At 53.3% G+C, this 16,845-nt stretch carries 14 protein-coding genes; 2 read left to right on the forward strand and 12 right to left on the reverse strand.

Annotated elements, in window-relative coordinates; all coding sequences use genetic code 11:
• The coding region (locus BL249_RS08630) for an IS1 family transposase (RefSeq protein ID WP_241898819.1) at window positions 1-164 on the forward strand (164 nt) is incomplete at its 5' end.
• Between the two features lie 70 nt (window positions 165-234).
• On the opposite strand, the gene relA is transcribed toward BL249_RS08630, so the two are convergent.
• Window positions 235-2,472 carry a GTP diphosphokinase gene (gene relA / locus BL249_RS08635; RefSeq protein WP_099707307.1) on the reverse strand — a complete coding sequence of 746 codons (2,238 nt, stop codon included), beginning with the start codon at window positions 2,470-2,472 and terminating at the stop codon, window positions 235-237.
• A 33-nt stretch (window positions 2,473-2,505) separates the two neighbouring features.
• Window positions 2,506-3,822 carry a 23S rRNA (uracil(1939)-C(5))-methyltransferase RlmD gene (gene rlmD / locus BL249_RS08640; protein ID WP_099707306.1) on the reverse strand — a complete coding sequence of 439 codons (1,317 nt, stop codon included), beginning with the start codon at window positions 3,820-3,822 and terminating at the stop codon, window positions 2,506-2,508.
• Window positions 3,823-3,932: 110 nt separating this feature from the next.
• Here rlmD and barA point away from each other — a divergent pair, with 110 nt between their 5' ends.
• Window positions 3,933-6,650, forward strand: a complete 2,718-nt coding sequence (gene barA / locus BL249_RS08645) for a two-component sensor histidine kinase BarA (protein ID WP_099707305.1) — start codon at window positions 3,933-3,935, stop codon at window positions 6,648-6,650.
• On the opposite strand, the gene BL249_RS08650 is transcribed toward barA, so the two are convergent.
• From BL249_RS08650 to syd, 10 genes are all read right to left on the reverse strand, one after another.
• Complete coding sequence (locus BL249_RS08650; RefSeq protein ID WP_099707326.1) at window positions 6,651-7,790, reverse strand: glycerate kinase; 1,140 nt, start codon at window positions 7,788-7,790, stop codon at window positions 6,651-6,653.
• A gap of 71 nt (window positions 7,791-7,861) precedes the next feature.
• Complete coding sequence (garR, locus tag BL249_RS08655) at window positions 7,862-8,746, reverse strand: 2-hydroxy-3-oxopropionate reductase (protein WP_099707304.1); 885 nt, start codon at window positions 8,744-8,746, stop codon at window positions 7,862-7,864.
• 14 nt (window positions 8,747-8,760) lie between these two features.
• Window positions 8,761-9,537 carry a 2-dehydro-3-deoxyglucarate aldolase gene (garL, locus tag BL249_RS08660; RefSeq protein WP_099707303.1) on the reverse strand — a complete coding sequence of 259 codons (777 nt, stop codon included), beginning with the start codon at window positions 9,535-9,537 and terminating at the stop codon, window positions 8,761-8,763.
• A 2-nt stretch (window positions 9,538-9,539) separates the two neighbouring features.
• Window positions 9,540-10,892 (reverse strand): glucarate dehydratase, encoded by a 1,353-nt coding sequence (gudD, locus tag BL249_RS08665; RefSeq protein WP_099707302.1) that lies wholly within the window; start codon window positions 10,890-10,892, stop codon window positions 9,540-9,542.
• Window positions 10,893-10,918: 26 nt separating this feature from the next.
• On the reverse strand, window positions 10,919-12,256 hold the full coding sequence (locus tag BL249_RS08670) for an enolase C-terminal domain-like protein (protein WP_099707301.1): 1,338 nt from the start codon (window positions 12,254-12,256) through the stop codon (window positions 10,919-10,921).
• 9 nt (window positions 12,257-12,265) lie between these two features.
• Window positions 12,266-13,618: an MFS transporter gene (locus tag BL249_RS08675; protein WP_099707300.1), complete on the reverse strand. Its 1,353-nt coding sequence runs from the start codon at window positions 13,616-13,618 to the stop codon at window positions 12,266-12,268.
• A gap of 434 nt (window positions 13,619-14,052) precedes the next feature.
• On the reverse strand, window positions 14,053-14,499 hold the full coding sequence (locus BL249_RS08680; RefSeq protein ID WP_099707299.1) for a flavodoxin: 447 nt from the start codon (window positions 14,497-14,499) through the stop codon (window positions 14,053-14,055).
• Window positions 14,500-14,575: 76 nt separating this feature from the next.
• Complete coding sequence (truC, locus tag BL249_RS08685) at window positions 14,576-15,304, reverse strand: tRNA pseudouridine(65) synthase TruC (protein WP_099707298.1); 729 nt, start codon at window positions 15,302-15,304, stop codon at window positions 14,576-14,578.
• Window positions 15,304-15,621 carry a YqcC family protein gene (locus tag BL249_RS08690; protein ID WP_241898867.1) on the reverse strand — a complete coding sequence of 106 codons (318 nt, stop codon included), beginning with the start codon at window positions 15,619-15,621 and terminating at the stop codon, window positions 15,304-15,306. The genes truC and BL249_RS08690 overlap by 1 nt, the downstream gene beginning before the upstream one ends.
• 609 nt (window positions 15,622-16,230) lie before the next feature.
• Window positions 16,231-16,776 (reverse strand): SecY-interacting protein, encoded by a 546-nt coding sequence (syd, locus tag BL249_RS08695; RefSeq protein WP_099707296.1) that lies wholly within the window; start codon window positions 16,774-16,776, stop codon window positions 16,231-16,233.
• Window positions 16,777-16,845 lie beyond the last annotated feature (69 nt).

Here is a 16,845-nt window from a genome sequence, read left to right on the forward strand (position 1 = left end):
AGCATCTGACGGGCAAAATTTTCACCCAACGCATTGAACGTAATAACCTGACGCTCCGCACCCGCATTAAACGGTTGGCTCGTAAAACAATCTGCTTTTCGCGCTCAGTTGAGATCCACGAAAAAGTCATTGGAGCGTTTATCGAGAAACACATGTTCTACTAATTGGAGGCATCACCAACGCCGGCATCGGAGCGCTCATTCCCCTTATGCCGGCAATAAAAAACAAACGAAGTTAGTGCAGTCTGCGGGCATCGATGATGTCCGGTACCTGATTGAGCCTGGCCAGTACCCGTCCTAATGCCTGCTGATTATAGATTTCAATATCCATATCGATAGTCGCCAGCTGCTTTTTGGTATCGCTACGGCTGGACACACCGAGAACGTTAACCTTTTCATTGGCAAGAATCGTAGTGATATCCCGTAGCAGGCCGCTACGATCGTTTGCCATTACCCGCACCACCAGCGAATAGCCGCTGGAATAGCTTTCACCCCAGACCGCATCAACAATACGTTCCGGCGCATGTGACATCAGTTCTGACAGCTGGTCACAGTCAGCCCGGTGAATCGAGATGCCGCGTCCCTGGGTGATAAAACCGACAATGTCGTCACCGGGGATCGGCTGGCAGCAACGGGCAATATGATGCAGCAGGTTTCCGACGCCTTCCACCACCACCCTGCCGCTTTCTTTCTTAGCACTGGCCGGTGGATGGTAACTTTTCTGCGTCAGCTGACGCAGCGCCTGGCGATCCTCTTCTTCAGCACTAGGCTTATTAAGTTTAGCCTGCAGGAAGTTGACCATCTGGTTAAGACGGACATCCCCGCCGCCGATTGCCGCCAGCAGCTCATCGAGACTGTTAACGTTATAACGCGGTAGTAAAAGCTTCTCGGCTTCACGCAGGCTAATGTCAAGGCGTTCCAGCTCAGCATCAAGGATCTGGCGTCCGGCGACAATATTTTTATCACGGTCCTGTTTACGGAACCAGGCATGAATTTTTGAACGCCCGCGGCTGGTGGCAATATAACCGAGATTGGGATTCAGCCAGTCACGGCTCGGATTTGGCTGCTTTTGAGTAATCACTTCCACCTGGTCGCCCATCTGCAGCTGATAGGTGAAAGGCACAATGCGACCGCCGATTTTAGCGCCAATACAGCGGTGACCAATATCACTGTGAATATGGTAAGCAAAATCCAGCGGTGTTGATCCGGCAGGCAGGTCGATCACGTCCCCTTTCGGCGTAAAAACATAAACCCGATCGTCAAACACCTGGCTGCGCACTTCGTCGAGCATCTCGCCGCTGTCGGCCATTTCCTCCTGCCAGGCTATCAGTTTACGCAGCCAGGCAATACGTTCTTCATGGCCCGAAGCACCGCGCGCGCTCCCACCGCTACCGCCTTCCTTATATTTCCAGTGTGCGGCAACGCCAAGCTCGGCATCTTCATGCATCTGGCGGGTACGAATCTGAATTTCAACGGTTTTGCCGCGCGGACCCAGCACCACGGTATGAATGGACTGATAACCGTTAGGCTTAGGGTTTGCCACATAGTCATCAAACTCGCTGGGCAGATGGCGATACAGAGTATGGACAATGCCCAGTGCCGCATAGCAATCCTGCAAACGTTCAGCGACAATGCGCACCGCGCGCACATCAAACAGCTCATCAAACGCCAGCGCCTTTTTTTGCATTTTGCGCCAGATACTGTAGATATGCTTAGGGCGGCCATAAACTTCAGCCTTTACCCCTTCCCGTTTAATGGCATCACGCAGGCTGGTAACAAAGGTATCAATGTACTGTTCGCGGTCAATACGCCGTTCATGCAACAGCCTGGCGATGCGTTTGTATTCATCGGGGTGCAGGTAACGGAAGCAGTAATCTTCCAGTTCCCATTTCAGCTGGCCGATCCCGAGGCGGTTTGCTAACGGTGCATAGATATTGGTGCACTCTTTCGCCGCCAGCACCCGTTCATCTTCCGGTGCATCTTTCACTTCCCGCAGATGGGCAATACGCTCAGCAAGTTTGATAACAACGCAGCGAAAATCCTCCACCATGGCCAGCAGCATGCGGCGGACGTTATCGACCTGTTCAGAACCGACGGCGTCGGTGTGAATGGCTTTCAGCTGCCGGATGGCGTCCATATCGCGCACGCCATGAACCAGTGAGACAATCTCTTTACCGAAACGCTCTTCCAGCGCCGGCTCACTGACAACGTCTGCATTGGCCAGAGGAAACAATAACGCCGCACGCAGCGTGTCATTATCCATGCTGAGCATGGAGAGGATTTCCACCATTTCAACGCCACGCCACAGCAGCCGCGGGGCGTTATCATGATTTTTCGTCGCGGCTTCACAATAGCGCCAGGTTGCGGTCAGTCGCTCACATGCTTGCTGATTAGCAATCCCCAGGCTGGCTATCCACTTTTCGGGGTCGAATTCACCAGCGGTGTTCATATGTGCACTTCTTACCGCAACCATATCCTCTCCTGATAGCGCTCCCGTGATGGCGAGCTATTTTCGACGGAACAACGCCATGGATTCGAGATGCGCAGTATGCGGAAACATATCAAGCATCGCGATTTTTTCCAGCTGATAGCCGCCAGACAATAACGCCTGACTATCCCGGGCCAGCGTAGTTGGATTACAGGAAACGTAGACCACGTGTGAAGGACGAAGTTGCGCCACGTGTCCCATTACCCCCGCCGCACCAGCCCGTGCCGGGTCCAGCAACACCTTATTAAATCCCTGAGCCGCCCAGGGCTGATTTACTACCGGCTCCTCCAGATTATGCACAAAGAAGCTGGCGTTGCTTAGATTGTTCTGCACTGCATTATACGCGGCCTTTTCAACTAATGCTGTAACACCTTCCACCCCGGTAACACTTTGTACCCGTTTTGCGAGCGGCAATGAAAAATTGCCCATTCCGCAGAATAAATCGAGCACCCGGTCCTGCGGCTGCACGTCCAGCCAGTGCAGTGCCTGGGCAACCATACGCTGATTGAGCGCGCCATTGACCTGAATAAAATCACGTGGGCTGAACGTAAGCCGGAGGCCATCCAGCTGATACCACGGCCAGTCGCCGTTCAGCATCTCCAGCGTGGTGCTGTCTGGCGCCAGCCAGACTGCAATCTGATGCTCTTGCGAAAACCGTTCCAGCTTGTGGCGATCGCCATCAGTCAGACGATCAAGATGACGCAAAACCAGCAGCGGACCGTTATCCGCCAGCACCAGTTCGACATGCCCCAATCGTGAGACCGCCTGCAGGGCGCTCAGACATTGCTGCAACGGTAACAGCAGTGCATCAAGTTCGGGCCTCAAAACAGGGCAATGGTCGATAGCCACCAGCTGGTGGCTGTTTTCCTGACGAAATCCCATCACCAGCTGGCGCTGGCGGTGATTAAACTGCAGCCCTAGCCTGGCGCGCCGCCGGTATTGCCAGCGCTCTCCGGCAAGGATAGAGGGCCTGGGTGGCGTGATGCCGGTTTCACGCCATAATAAGTGGCTAAGCGCACTGGCTTTACTCTGCTGTTGTAGTGCCTCAGAAGCATGCTGCTGTTGACAGCCACCGCAGGTGGTAAAATAGCGACAGCGCGGTGTCTGCCGCTGGTCTGATGCCACCCGGATATGCGTTAACCTGCCACGGGCAAACTGCTTTTTTTCTTCAGTGAGGGTAATTTCCACTTCCTCACCCGGCAGCGCCTGGGCAATAAAAATTGCCTTGCCCTTATGGCGGGCAATCCCCTGGCCCTGGGGACTGAGGTCACTGACGGTCACAACCAGGCTTTCAGCGGTCGTCACGCGTCGTTTTGCGGAGTAGAATTGCGCCATCTTGCTGTTCTTTCTCTTACTGTTTTCCTGTTCTGGTGCTGTTAAGGCAACACATCAGAATAGGTGGATCGCGCCGGGCAAAGGCTACGGCGGTCAGCGAATGGAATATTATGACCAAATATAGCCTGCGGGCGCGAATGATGATTCTGATACTGGCACCCACACTGCTCATTGGCCTGCTACTTAGTATTTTCTTCGTGGTTCATCGTTACAACGAGCTGCGCCATCAGCTGGTAGACGCCGGTGCCAATATCATCGAGCCACTGGCCGTGTCCAGCGAATACGGGATGACGTTTCACAGCAAAGAGTCCGTGCGTCAGCTGGTGAGTCTGTTGCATCGCCGTCACTCAGATATCGTACGTGCGATTTCGGTATTTGATGATAAAAATCAGCTCTTTGTGACATCTAATTACCAGCTTTCACCTGATTTTTTGCGGCTGCCAGCACACAGTGCGCTACCAGACCGGCTAACTTTCGCCCATCAGGGTAACTTCATTATATTACGTACACCCATTGTCTCCGAAAGTTATTATCCGGATGAATCTCCCGGTCAGGATGCTAAACCGACGGGTAATCCACTCGGTTACGTCGCGATCGAGCTCGATCTGCAATCAGTGCGCCTGCAGCAATATAAAGAAGTGTTTATCTCCACCCTGCTGTTGCTGTTCTGCCTGGCCATCGCCGTTCTGTTTGCTTACCGGCTGATGCGTGACGTCACCGGTCCTATCCGGCGCATGGTAAATGCCGTCGACCGCATCCGGCGTGGTCAGCTCGACAGTCGGGTGGAAGGCCATATGCTCGGTGAACTGGATGTGCTGAAAAACGGTATCAATTCAATGGCTATGTCACTGACGGCATATCATGAAGAAATGCAGCAGAATATTGATCAGGCAACCTCAGATCTGCGTGAAACGCTGGAACAGATGGAAATTCAGAACGTCGAACTGGACCTGGCGAAAAAACGCGCACAGGAAGCGGCACGCATCAAATCTGAATTCCTTGCCAATATGTCTCACGAACTGCGTACACCGCTGAACGGTGTGATCGGATTTACCCGGCAGACCCTGAAAACACCGTTGAATGCAACCCAGCGCGATTATTTACATACTATTGAGCGTTCGGCCAACAATCTGCTGAATATCATCAGCGATGTGCTGGACTTTTCCAAACTGGAAGCCGGCAAACTGGTGCTGGAAAACATTCCATTTCCGCTGCGCAATACCCTTGATGAAGTCATCGTGCTGATGGCGCAATCAGCCCATGATAAAGGGCTGGAGCTGACACTCGGTATTCATCCTGATGTGCCGGATAATACCATCGGCGATCCGCTGCGGCTGCAACAGATCATCGTCAATCTGATTGGTAATGCAATTAAGTTTACCGAACGTGGCAATATTGACGTCCGGGTGGCAAAACGGTTACAGAATGATCATCGTATTGAACTGGAAATACAGGTTTGCGACAGCGGTATTGGCATTGCGGAAAAACAACAGTCGCAACTGTTTCAGGCCTTTCGTCAGGCCGATGCCAGCACCTCGCGCCGGCATGGCGGAACCGGACTGGGGCTGGTGATTACCCAGCATCTGATAAAAGAAATGGGCGGCGAAATTGGCTTCCACAGCCGGCTTAATCAGGGCTCGACCTTCTGGTTCCATATTAATCTGGCATTAAACCCCAATGCCCTTGCTAATGCACAGCCGTTAAGCTGCGTCAGCGGCAAAACCCTGGCTTATGTTGAAGCCAACAGCCATGCTGCAGAAGCGGTTCTTGATATGTTAGGCGGCACACCGCTGTCAGTCAGTTACAGCGCTTCGCTGAGCACGCTAAAAACCGCCGACTACGATACGTTATTGCTTAGCCTGCCGTCCGGACGGGATTTCAGCCTGCAACAACTGTGCGATATGCTTACCACCGCAACGACCCGCGCCAGAAGCGTTATTCTGGCACTGCCCTGCCCGCTGCAAATTTATGCAGAAGAGTTGAAAAGCGCCGGTGCCTCGGCCTGCCTGATCAAGCCCATTACCCTTACCCGGCTTATCCCGGTACTTATTGAGAGTCATACCCGACAAAATAACGGCCATCTTCCCAGTGCTCGTCTGCCGCTCACGGTGATGGCCGTGGATGATAATCCGGCAAACCTGAAACTGATTGGTGCCTTGCTGGAAGAACAGGTTGAACACACGTTGCTGTGTGAAAGCGGTAAAGCCGCAGTGCGCGAGGCTCAGCTTCAGCGGCCAGATATTATTCTGATGGATATTCAGATGCCGGATATTGACGGTATTCGTGCCAGTAAGATGATCCGTGCCTTGCCGGGATATCAGCATACCCCGATTGTGGCGGTCACCGCGCATGCACTGGAAGGCGAGCGTGAAGAGCTGATTGCCGCCGGCATGAACGATTATCTTGCTAAACCCATCAATGAAGCGGAGCTTAGCCAGCTGCTGGCCCACTATGCGCCAGGTGCAGCTCAGAAGATAGCAGAACCGCCAGCTTCCCTCGACTGGCAGCTGGCCTTGCAGCAGGCAGCCAATAAACCGGGACTGGCCTGCGACCTGCTGCAAATGCTGCTGGAATTTTTACCTGAAGTACGCTGTCAGGTAGAAGCCTCTATGGCGCAAAATGATCCCATAAGCCTGCGGGATATCATCCACAAACTTCACGGTAGCGCCAGCTACAGCGGCGTTCCCCGACTAAAACAGCTTTGCCAGCAGATTGAACACAGCCTGCGCAGTAACGGCCGCATTGAGGATATTGAGCCGGAATTGTTTGAGCTGCTCGATGAAATGAAAAACGTGGCGCGCCTGGCCGCTGCGCACCTGAAGCATTAATCACAGACGCTGACCAATTGCCACCGCCGCCGCCACGTTGCGTGCGGCAATACGCACGTTCATCGCAGCACTCTGCAAGGCATCATCCAGGGTGCAAATGGTATAAATCACGCTGAATACCGCATCCAGTCCATGCTGATGCACAATGCCAGCGTCAGCGCTCAGGCTGCCGGCAATAGCAATAACCGGCTTATTATAGCGTTTGGCAATCTGCGCGACCCCTACCGGTACCTTACCGTGCACCGTCTGGCTATCAATACGGCCTTCACCGGTTATCACCAGGCTGGCATCTCTGACCAGGGCATCCAGTCCCAGCGCCTCGGTAACAATCTCTATTCCGCGGCGCAGCTGGGCATTACAGAAAGCATGCAGCGCGGCGCCCATTCCTCCGGCAGCACCGCCACCAGGCAGGGTTAATACGTCTTTATCCAGATCGCGCTGGATAATCTGCGCATAGTGTTGCAGGGCACTGTCCAGCTGCTTTACCCGTGCGGGCGTAGCCCCTTTTTGCGGGCCAAAAACTGCCGATGCACCTTCTGGTCCCAGCAACGGATTAGTGACATCACAGGCTACCTCAAAACGGCAGCCGGCAATGCGCGCATCAAATTCGCTCAAATCAATCCGCTTCAGTGCTGATAACGCCGCGCCGCCGGCGCCAATTTGCTGTTGCTGATCATCAAGCAGCTTTGCCCCCAATGCCTGTACCATACCCGCACCACCATCATTGGTCGCACTGCCGCCAATGCCAATGATAAAATGTGCCACGCCGCGATCCAACGCATCCCGGATCAGCTCGCCAGTGCCATATGAGGTTGTCACCAGCGGGTCTCGCTCGGCGCTCGGTACCAGCGCCAGGCCGCTGGCAGCCGCCATCTCAATAAAGGCGCAGCTTTTGTCACCAGAAAGTCCGTAAAAAGCCTCTACCGGTCTGCCCAGCGGCCCGGTAACCGTTAATCGAACTAACGTGCCCTGGGTGGCGGCAACCATAGCATCCACCGTACCTTCACCACCATCAGCAACGGGTAATTTCAGGTATTCCGCCTCGGGAAAAATGTCGCGAAATCCCGCTTCAATTTCAATGGCCACCTGCTGTGCCGACAGACTTTCTTTATAAGAATCCGGTGCAATAACAATTTTCATAAACACCTCAGGCACGATAAACAAGACGGTCAAACGGAACCAGAGCACCCGATTCTGGTTCCGCGTGCGTCTTAACGCGTGACTTCAACGTGAGCCAGCTTTTCATAATAACAGGGCAGCGCACTGTGGTCGGCACTACCCATACCTTCCCCGCGCAAAGCCTGCATCATCTCCATGACAGCGGCGGTTAGCGGCAGCTGAGCACCAATGTCATGCGAGGTATCCAGCGCATTAATTAAATCTTTAATATGCAGATCAATGCGAAAACCCGGCTTAAAGTTACGATCCAATACCATGGGCGCTTTGGCATCCAGTACGGTACTGCCGGCAAGACCGCCACGAATAGCCTGATAAACCTGTTGCGGATTAACGCCGGCTTTAGTCGCCAGCGTCAGGGCTTCCGACATAGCGGCAATATTCAGTGCCACAATAACCTGATTAGCCAGTTTAGTAACGTTACCGGCACCGATGTCACCGGTATGCACAACCGAACCTGCCATTGACTTCATCAGGTCATAACACTGTTCAAACAGCGCCTTATCACCACCAACCATCACCGATAACGTGCCGTCAATGGCTTTAGGTTCACCGCCGCTGACCGGTGCATCCAGCAGTCCGATGTGCTGTTTAGCCAGTTCGGCATGAATTTCCCGGCTGGCCAGCGGCGCAATTGAACTCATATCAATCACAATGGTGCCCGCCTTTGCGCCGTGAATAACACCGTCATCTCCCAGCAGCGCTTCACGAACGTTGGGGGAATTTGGCAACATGGTGATTATCACCTCGCACTGGCTGGCAAGCGCTTTTGGCGTCTCCGCGGTTATCGCACCTACGGCCTTAAGTTCCGCTTCGTTTTCTGCGTGATGATCGAGCACCACCAGCGAGTAACCTGCTTTGATCAGGTTCTTACTCATTGGTTTGCCCATAATACCCAGACCAATAAAGCCGATTTTCATCTCTTCCTCCGGAGTTAAGGTGAATTTTTGAATTTGTCACACAAAGACTGTGTGCCCTGACGGAATACCCCGAGATCGCTACCAACGGCAACGAAACTGGCTCCCCACGCGAGGTAACGTCGTGCATCGGCTTCCACCGGTGCCAGAATACCGCTTGGTTTGCCGGCAGCTTTGGCCCGGGCAAACAGATGCCTGATCACCTCCTGCACGTCAGGGTGCGCGGGCTCGCCGAGATAGCCAAGCGCGGCCGAAAGATCCCCCGGACCGACAAAAATGCCATCCACACCATCAACCGCGGCAATAGCATCAATATTTTCGACCCCCTGACGGGTTTCGATTTGCACCAGCAGCGAGATATTGTCATTAACCGTGGCGTTGTAATCGGCCAGGCTGCCATACAGGTTACTGCGATGAGACACCGAGACGCCGCGAATACCGGCCGGGGGATAACGGGTTGAAGCTACAGCCTGGATAGCTTCGTCTGCAGTGCCAACCAGCGGAATAAGAAAATTGTAGAAACCAATATCCAGCAGCCGTTTGATAATGACCGACTCATTGCTGGGGGGACGCACCACCGGCGCACTGGGCGATCCTTTCAGTGCCATTAACTGCGGCACAAAAGTAGTCACATCGTTTGGCGCATGTTCACCATCCAGCACCAGCCAGTCAAAACCCGCCAGCCCAAGAATTTCCGTGGTGATCGGATTTGCCAGCGCACACCAGCTGCCAATTAATCTTTCTCCAGCCAGCAGACGCTGACGGAAACGATTAGGATAATCTGTACCACTCATAGTCACTCCTTGTTTCCGCGCACCAGACACGGGCGTTTGTTATCAAAAGTCCAGTCAGTAACCAGATACTGCATAGCATCAGCATCATTACGTGCCCCCAGACCATGCTGCTGATAAAGCGCATTCGCTTTCATGACACGTTCCATATCCAGTTCAATACCCAATCCCGGCGTCTGAGGTACCTGTACCATCCCGTTTTTGATTTGCAGCGGATTTTTGCTTAAACGCTGATGACCTTCCTGCCAGATCCAGTGGGTATCAATGGCGGTGATCTGGCCGGGTGCCGCCGCCGCAACATGGGTGAACATTGCCAGTGAGATATCAAAATGGTTATTTGAGTGCGACCCCCAGGTCAGCCCCATGTCATGGCACAATTGCGCTACCCGCACCGATCCCTGCATCGTCCAGAAATGCGGATCGGCCAGCGGAATATCCACAGACTGCAATGCAAGGGTATGCCCCATCTGCCGCCAGTCGGTGGCTATCATATTGGTGGCCGTTGGCAAACCGGTGGCACGACGGAATTCTGCCATCACCTCACGTCCCGAATAGCCTTGCTCCGCACCACAAGGGTCCTCTGCATAGGCCAGCACGTTTTTTAGCTGTTTACCGAGCAAAATAGCTTCATTCAGCGACCAGGCACCGTTGGGATCAAGGGTGATGCGTGCATCAGGGAAATGCTGTGCCAGCGCGGTTACCGCTTCGGCCTCCTCCGCACCGGCCAGCACGCCCCCTTTTAGCTTAAAATCATTGAAGCCGTACTTTTCCCGCGCCGCCTGTGCCAGCTGCACAATTTTGTCGGGGGTCAGGGCTTCTTCATGGCGCAGCCGGTACCAGTCACAAGGATCATCCGGCTGGCTCTGATACGCTAAAGGCGTTTTACGGCGATCGCCGATATAAAACAGATAGCCCAGCATTTCGACGCGATCGCGCTGCTGCCCTTCGCCCAGCAGACTGGCTACATTGACCTGCAAATGCTGTCCCAGCAGGTCAAGCAGGGCCGCTTCAATCGCCGTAACAACGTGGATAGTGGTGCGTAAATCAAAGGTCTGATTACCGCGTCCGGCCTTGTCACGATCGCCAAAAGTCTGCCGGACCAGATGCAGCACGTTTTTATACTGACCAATATTTTTACCCTGTAGTAAGGGAATGGCCTCCTCCAGGGTGCGGCGAATTTTTTCACCGCCAGGCACTTCACCCACGCCGTAGTGGCCAGCATTGTCTTCAATAATGACAATATTTCGGGTAAAGAAAGGGGCGTGGGCACCACTGAGATTAAGTAGCATGCTGTCCTGGCCGGCAACCGGGATAACCCGCATGGTTTTCACTGTTGGTGTGGCGCTTTGTTGAGGCATCAGAGTACTCCTTTATTCAGGTTAGCTCAGCGGCCAAAAGCCGGGCGTTTGCGATCGAACTGCCAGCCGGGGATCAGGTACTGCATGGCACTGGCATCATTGCGTGCACCGGCAGGCAGTGATTTATACAGGGCATTAGCCTGTTCGATTCGCTCCCAGTCCAGTTCAATACCGAATCCGGGGACGTCGCCAATATTGATTTTGCCATCAACAATTTGCAGTGGATTTTTGCTCAGCCGCTGGTCGCCCTCCTGCCAGATCCAGTGGGTATCCAGCGCAGTGGGTGAACCGGGCGCGGCGGCACCGACATGGCTGAACATCGCCAGCGAGATATCAAAATGGTTATTCGAATGGCAACCCCAGGTCAGCCCCCAGTCATCACATAACTGTGCCACCCGCACCGCACCACTCAGCGTCCAGAAATGCGGATCCGCCAGCGGAATATCGACCGCATTGAGCTGAAGGGCATGATTCATCTCGCGCCAGTTGGTCGCAATCATATTTGTCGCTACCGGCAAACCGGTGGCACGACGGAATTCAGCCATCACCTCACGTCCGGAGTATCCCTGTTCAGCGCCACAGGGATCCTCAGCATAAGCCAGAACCTCGTTCAGCCCCTTGCACAAGCCAATGGCCTCATCGAGAAACCATGCCCCGTTTGGATCAACGGTAATACGGGCATCGGGAAAACGTTTTTTCAGTGCACAAGCGGCATCAATCTCCTGCTCTCCCGGCAACACTCCGCCTTTGAGTTTAAAATCTTTAAAGCCGTAACGATCCTGGGCGGCCTCTGCCAGTCTGACAATTGCGTGGCTGTCTAACGCTTTCTGATGACGCAGGTGATACCAGTCATGGCCGCCTGACGTGCCCTGCTGATATGGCAGATCGGTTTTTAAGCGATCACCAATATAAAACAGGTAGCCGAGCACCTGGACCTCATCGCGTTGTTTGCCAAATCCCAGCAGCTCAGCCACCGGCACCCCGAGATACTGTCCCAGCAGGTCCAGCAGAGCCGCCTCCAGCGCAGCAACCGCATTAACTTTAAGTTCAAAGGTCCAGGCTCCCCGGCCAAAGGTGGCGAAGTCTTCAGCCTGATTACCAAGATGCACCTGGCGGACAATGCGGTTAAGGCGTGCTACCTGCTGCCCCACAACCTGGTCAATACTGGCCTGAAGGGTTTTCAGGATTGTTTCACCACCGGGCGCTTCACCGACGCCGCAATGTCCGGCGCTGTCGGTCAGTACCACGATATTGCGGGTAAAGCAGGCGCCGTGTGCGCCCCCGATATTCAGCAGCATACTGTCGTAACCGGCAACCGGAATCACCCGCATTTCCGTGATTACCGGTGTACTTTGTGTCGTCATCATCACTCCTTAGTTCAGGGGACTGAGTTCAATACGTTTAATATCTTTGACGATCACCAGGAAACTGATCACCGTCACCACAGCATGAATGCCGACATACACTAACGCGCCGTTATATGAGCCGGTCACCGCAATGATGTAGCCAATAGCAATCGGGGTCACAATGCCGGAAAAGTTGCCAAACATATTGAATAAACCGCCACTCAGCCCGCTAATTTCCTTTGGCGCCGTATCGGCCATTACCGCCCATCCCAGTGCACCAATGCCCTTGCCAAAAAAGGCCATGGCCATAAAGAACACCACCACCCATTCCGTTTCGACGTAGTTACACACCACCATGGAAACCGACAGCAACGTGCCCACCACAATTGGCGTTTTACGGGCGATATTGAGCGATCCGGTGCGCCGCATCAGATAGTCAGAAATCACGCCACCGAGTACGCCGCCAAGAAAACCACACACCGCGGGCACGGAGGCGACAAAGCCTGCTTTCAGGATCGACATCCCGCGCGCCTGCACCAGATAAACCGGAAACCAGGTAATAAAAAAGTAAGTCAGCGCGTTAATACAATACTGGCCAAGGTAGATGCCAAGCATCATGCGCGATGAGAGCAGCTGTTTAATCTGATGCCACTTTTCCTGAAAACTGACCTTATGAACCTGCTGCTTTGCGTCCATATTGATCAGTGCGCCACCCTGCTCCATGTAGGCCAGCTCGGCTTTATTGACACCGGGATGATCATTGGGATCGTGGATTACCCGCAGCCATATCACACTGATGATGATGCCCAGCCCGCCCATAAACCAGAATACGTGTGCCCAGCCCACGCTGGCCGTCAGCCAGCCCATAATCGGGGCAAAAATGACCGTGGCGAAATATTGTGCTGAGTTGAAAATAGCCACAGCCGTACCGCGTTCCTGTGCCGGGAACCAGGCCGCCACAATACGACTGTTGCCTGGAAATGAAGGGGCTTCCGCCAGGCCAACACAAAAACGCAGAAAAAACAGGGCGGCGATAATGCCAAAGCCGCTGAACAGATCGACAAATCCCTGCAACAGGGTAAACAGCGACCAGGTAAAAATGCTGAAAAAATAGACTTTTTTTGAGCCAAAGCGATCGAGCAGCCAGCCACCGGGGATCTGACCAATGACATAAGCCCATGAAAATGCCGAAAAGATATAGCCCATCCCCACCGGATCAAGTCCAATTTCTTTCGCCATGGAGGAGCCTGCAATCGACAATGTTGCCCGATCGCCGTAGTTAAAAGAGGTGACGATGAACAGCATCACCACAATCCAGTAGCGTGCATTGGTTTTTTTCTGCACGCTGGCGGTAACCTGGCTTTGGCTGAATGAATTCATGATGCACTCCTGAAATATAGCGGTTAGCTACTTTCACTCTGAACTGCATACAGATCGTGTCGGGTATCAGAATGATGTTGGATTAAACAAAGAAATACCTGTTAACGGTTGAGCTGTTGTCATGTGGTCTTTTCGCGTCGCTCAACGCATTCGTTGCCGGCATCTTCCCGGACAAGGCTTAAGTATAAAAATGGTCGGTAACGTTAACATTGGACAGATGCCCAGGTCGAAGCGCTAATAAACGTTATTACCTGGATAATTGCCCAACATAATGGGGGAAAGGTCACGAATTGAAGGGGAAGACACGATAGGGTGATAGTAAGACCCGTACACCATGCAGATGAAAAGCGTGGCGCTAAAAATCAATCAGCAGCGCTGTGCTGCTGATTGCGTAGCCGCCTGCTCAGAAGGCGCGCCCGCTGAAGCGAAAAGTTTTAAATCAGGGCGCTCCAGCTTTCCAGCCAGGGTTGTGAAACCACTTCCGGTTCAGGGTATTCAGCAGCATCAATGGTCAGCACCTCTGCCAGCCGCTGTGCACCCTGTTCCTGCAGCAGTGCATCAAACTGCCTGCCAGCGCCGCAAAAATGATCGTAGCTGCTGTCACCCAGTGCAATCACGCCATAACGCAAACCGGGTTGATATCCCAGCTGCTGCTTAATCTCATGAAATAACGGAGCAATGCTGTCGGGCAGATCGCCCTGACCGGTGGTTGAGGTCACCACTAAGGCAATTTTGTCCTGATAGGCCTGCCAGTCGGTAAGTGCCGGATCTTCAAACAACGCGACCTGGTGTCCTTTTTCCTGTAGCAGAGTCTGCGCCTCTTCCGCTACCAGCAACGCATTGCCATAAACGGTACCCACAAAAATGCCAATTTCGGCCATCGATTCTTCTCCTTTCCGGGTGGCAGATTGATCAAAGTCACTATCCGTATTACGGGTAATAAACGCAACCCTGGGGTTAACAGGGGAAAAAATGTTGCCAGTTAAAACGTTCCATTGCCTGCTGCCAGCAGGGATCGGGCATGGCGCTAAGCTGTAATTTCTCGCCGGTGACAGGATGATTGAAGCTGACTCTGCTGGCATGCAGCATCAAGCGATGAATCGCCAGATGTTGCGCCGCAGCACGATTCTGGCGCAGATCACCGTGCTTACTGTCACCAATAATAGGATGACGTAAATGTGCCAGATGCCGGCGTAGCTGATGTTTGCGCCCGGTATGCGGCCGCAGCTCCACCAGTCCATAACGGGCGGCAGGATAGCGCCCGACGGCAATGGCTACTTCAGTCTCTGCCAGTGCGCGCCAGTCGGTTACCGCCTGCTGAGCTGGCCGCTCCTGTTGACTGAATTTATCGGCAATTTTATCTCGCTCTTCAACCAGCGGGTAATCCAGCCGCCCTTGCCCCTGCAACCAGCCACGCACAACGGCATGATAGGTTTTTTCAATCTGATGACTGGCAAACTGCTCTGCCAGCAGGCGACCTACCTCGCTGGAGAGCCCCATCAGTAAAACGCCGGAAGTCGGCCTGTCAAGACGGTGAGCGGTAAATACATGCTGACCAATCTGGTCGCGCACGGTTTGCATCACGAACTGGGTTGCTTTACTGTCAAGCCAGCTACGGTGCACCAGCCAGCCGGACGGTTTATTTACTGCCACCAGCCATTCGTCCTGATAAATAACCTCAATCATTACAACGCCGCCCAGTGCGCATCGAGCTGATTGAGCAGATTGAGCAGAGGTGCACGCACCGGCAGATCATCTGCCAGCGCGACTTCATAATAAGGTGCAACCGCAAAGTTTTCCGGCAGTGCGCCCTGACGGTCAAGCAGCGCATGCATTCGCGGCAACAGCACCCATTGCAGCCACTGCAATGGCGTCAGGGTGTCGACAGCAAAAGGCGCGCTGCTTGCCAGCGCCTGTTCACTGGGTGGCTGATGCTGCCAGAGATCTGCCTCTCGCAGCAGATTTTCAATATCGTGCAGATGACAACGAATTTGCTGATTCATCAGATTTTCTCCCGGCAGCATAATAAAGCGGCGCTAAGAATACCATTTCCTGCTGTCAGGGGGGAATCTGCTGTTTAGATCAAAAAAAGGGAGCACTGCAATAACAGTGCTCCCGGTTCGTTTAGCAGCAATCCCGCTACATTAGTGCTCCCTGCTCATCCTTGAAAACTTTTCCACATCATCCTGAAACGGCATCTGGCCGTGATCCCTGAGCATCCTTGACCCGCCTGCAGCCCTGCAAGCTCACATTCTCCTTCCTGGAGGTGTCCCTTAACTCATCCTGAGTTGATCCTACCTTCATTCCTGAAGCCTGTCCGTGTAACATCGTCCTGATGTGGTTCCCTGACCAGAATAACACTCTCCGACGTTATTCTGGCCCCGACTTCCTTGCCGTTGTAGCCATTCTGACCGTTTCACTTAATTAAACAACCCGACAATCGTTCGGGCAGAAGCAAAAAAAAATTAACTTTGAGGCATATATTTCGCAAGTTAATGATTTACATACTTTTCACAACCTATTGCACGATAAATTACCCTTCACTCCATAAGGATATCTCACATTGATTGCGAGATATCTCTTACAATAAAACCGGGCATTGTCTCAAATTATCAGATAACCACTTGTAATTTTGAAAGAAAATCCGCCAGCGATTCGGCCAGTTTCTGCTGCTGACGCGTGCCCAGACTTTCCAGAAACACAGCGCCGGTCAAATTACAGACCGATACAATATCCAGCTCGTTATCGGTGGTGGCTATAAACAGCGTCGGCGATTGTCTGAGCCGCCGTTTCATCAGCAGATGCCCGATCAAATTTTCCTGTGTACGATCAAAATCGTCCGGGCTCCAGACTTGCGATAACTGCACATTCAGCGTGCCTGCGCGCGCACTCATCTCCCCGGCATATTGTGTGGTGTAAAATGCGTTAACGGCAGGATGAACCAGAATATCCAGTGCCCGGCCAACGGCACTGAGATCGGCAGGCGGTTGAAAAGGCTGTGGCCGCCAGTACACTTGTTCGCCACAGCTAGCGGTAATACAGGGCGATGCAATGCCGTACAAATCTGCACTGAGCGGATCGTGTCCTCGGGTATCCAGCCAGTGCTGACACCAGCTGGCGGTAAAAATTTTCAGGGCCTGAGTCGTATCTTCAGACATTATTTTTTCTCACTCCCAACAGCCTGCGTTAAACTACGCGGCTGTATCGCTAAGTAATATCGTACGCTA

Source organism: Erwinia sp. OLFS4 (genome assembly GCF_002752165.1).
Taxonomy (GTDB): domain Bacteria; phylum Pseudomonadota; class Gammaproteobacteria; order Enterobacterales; family Enterobacteriaceae; genus Izhakiella.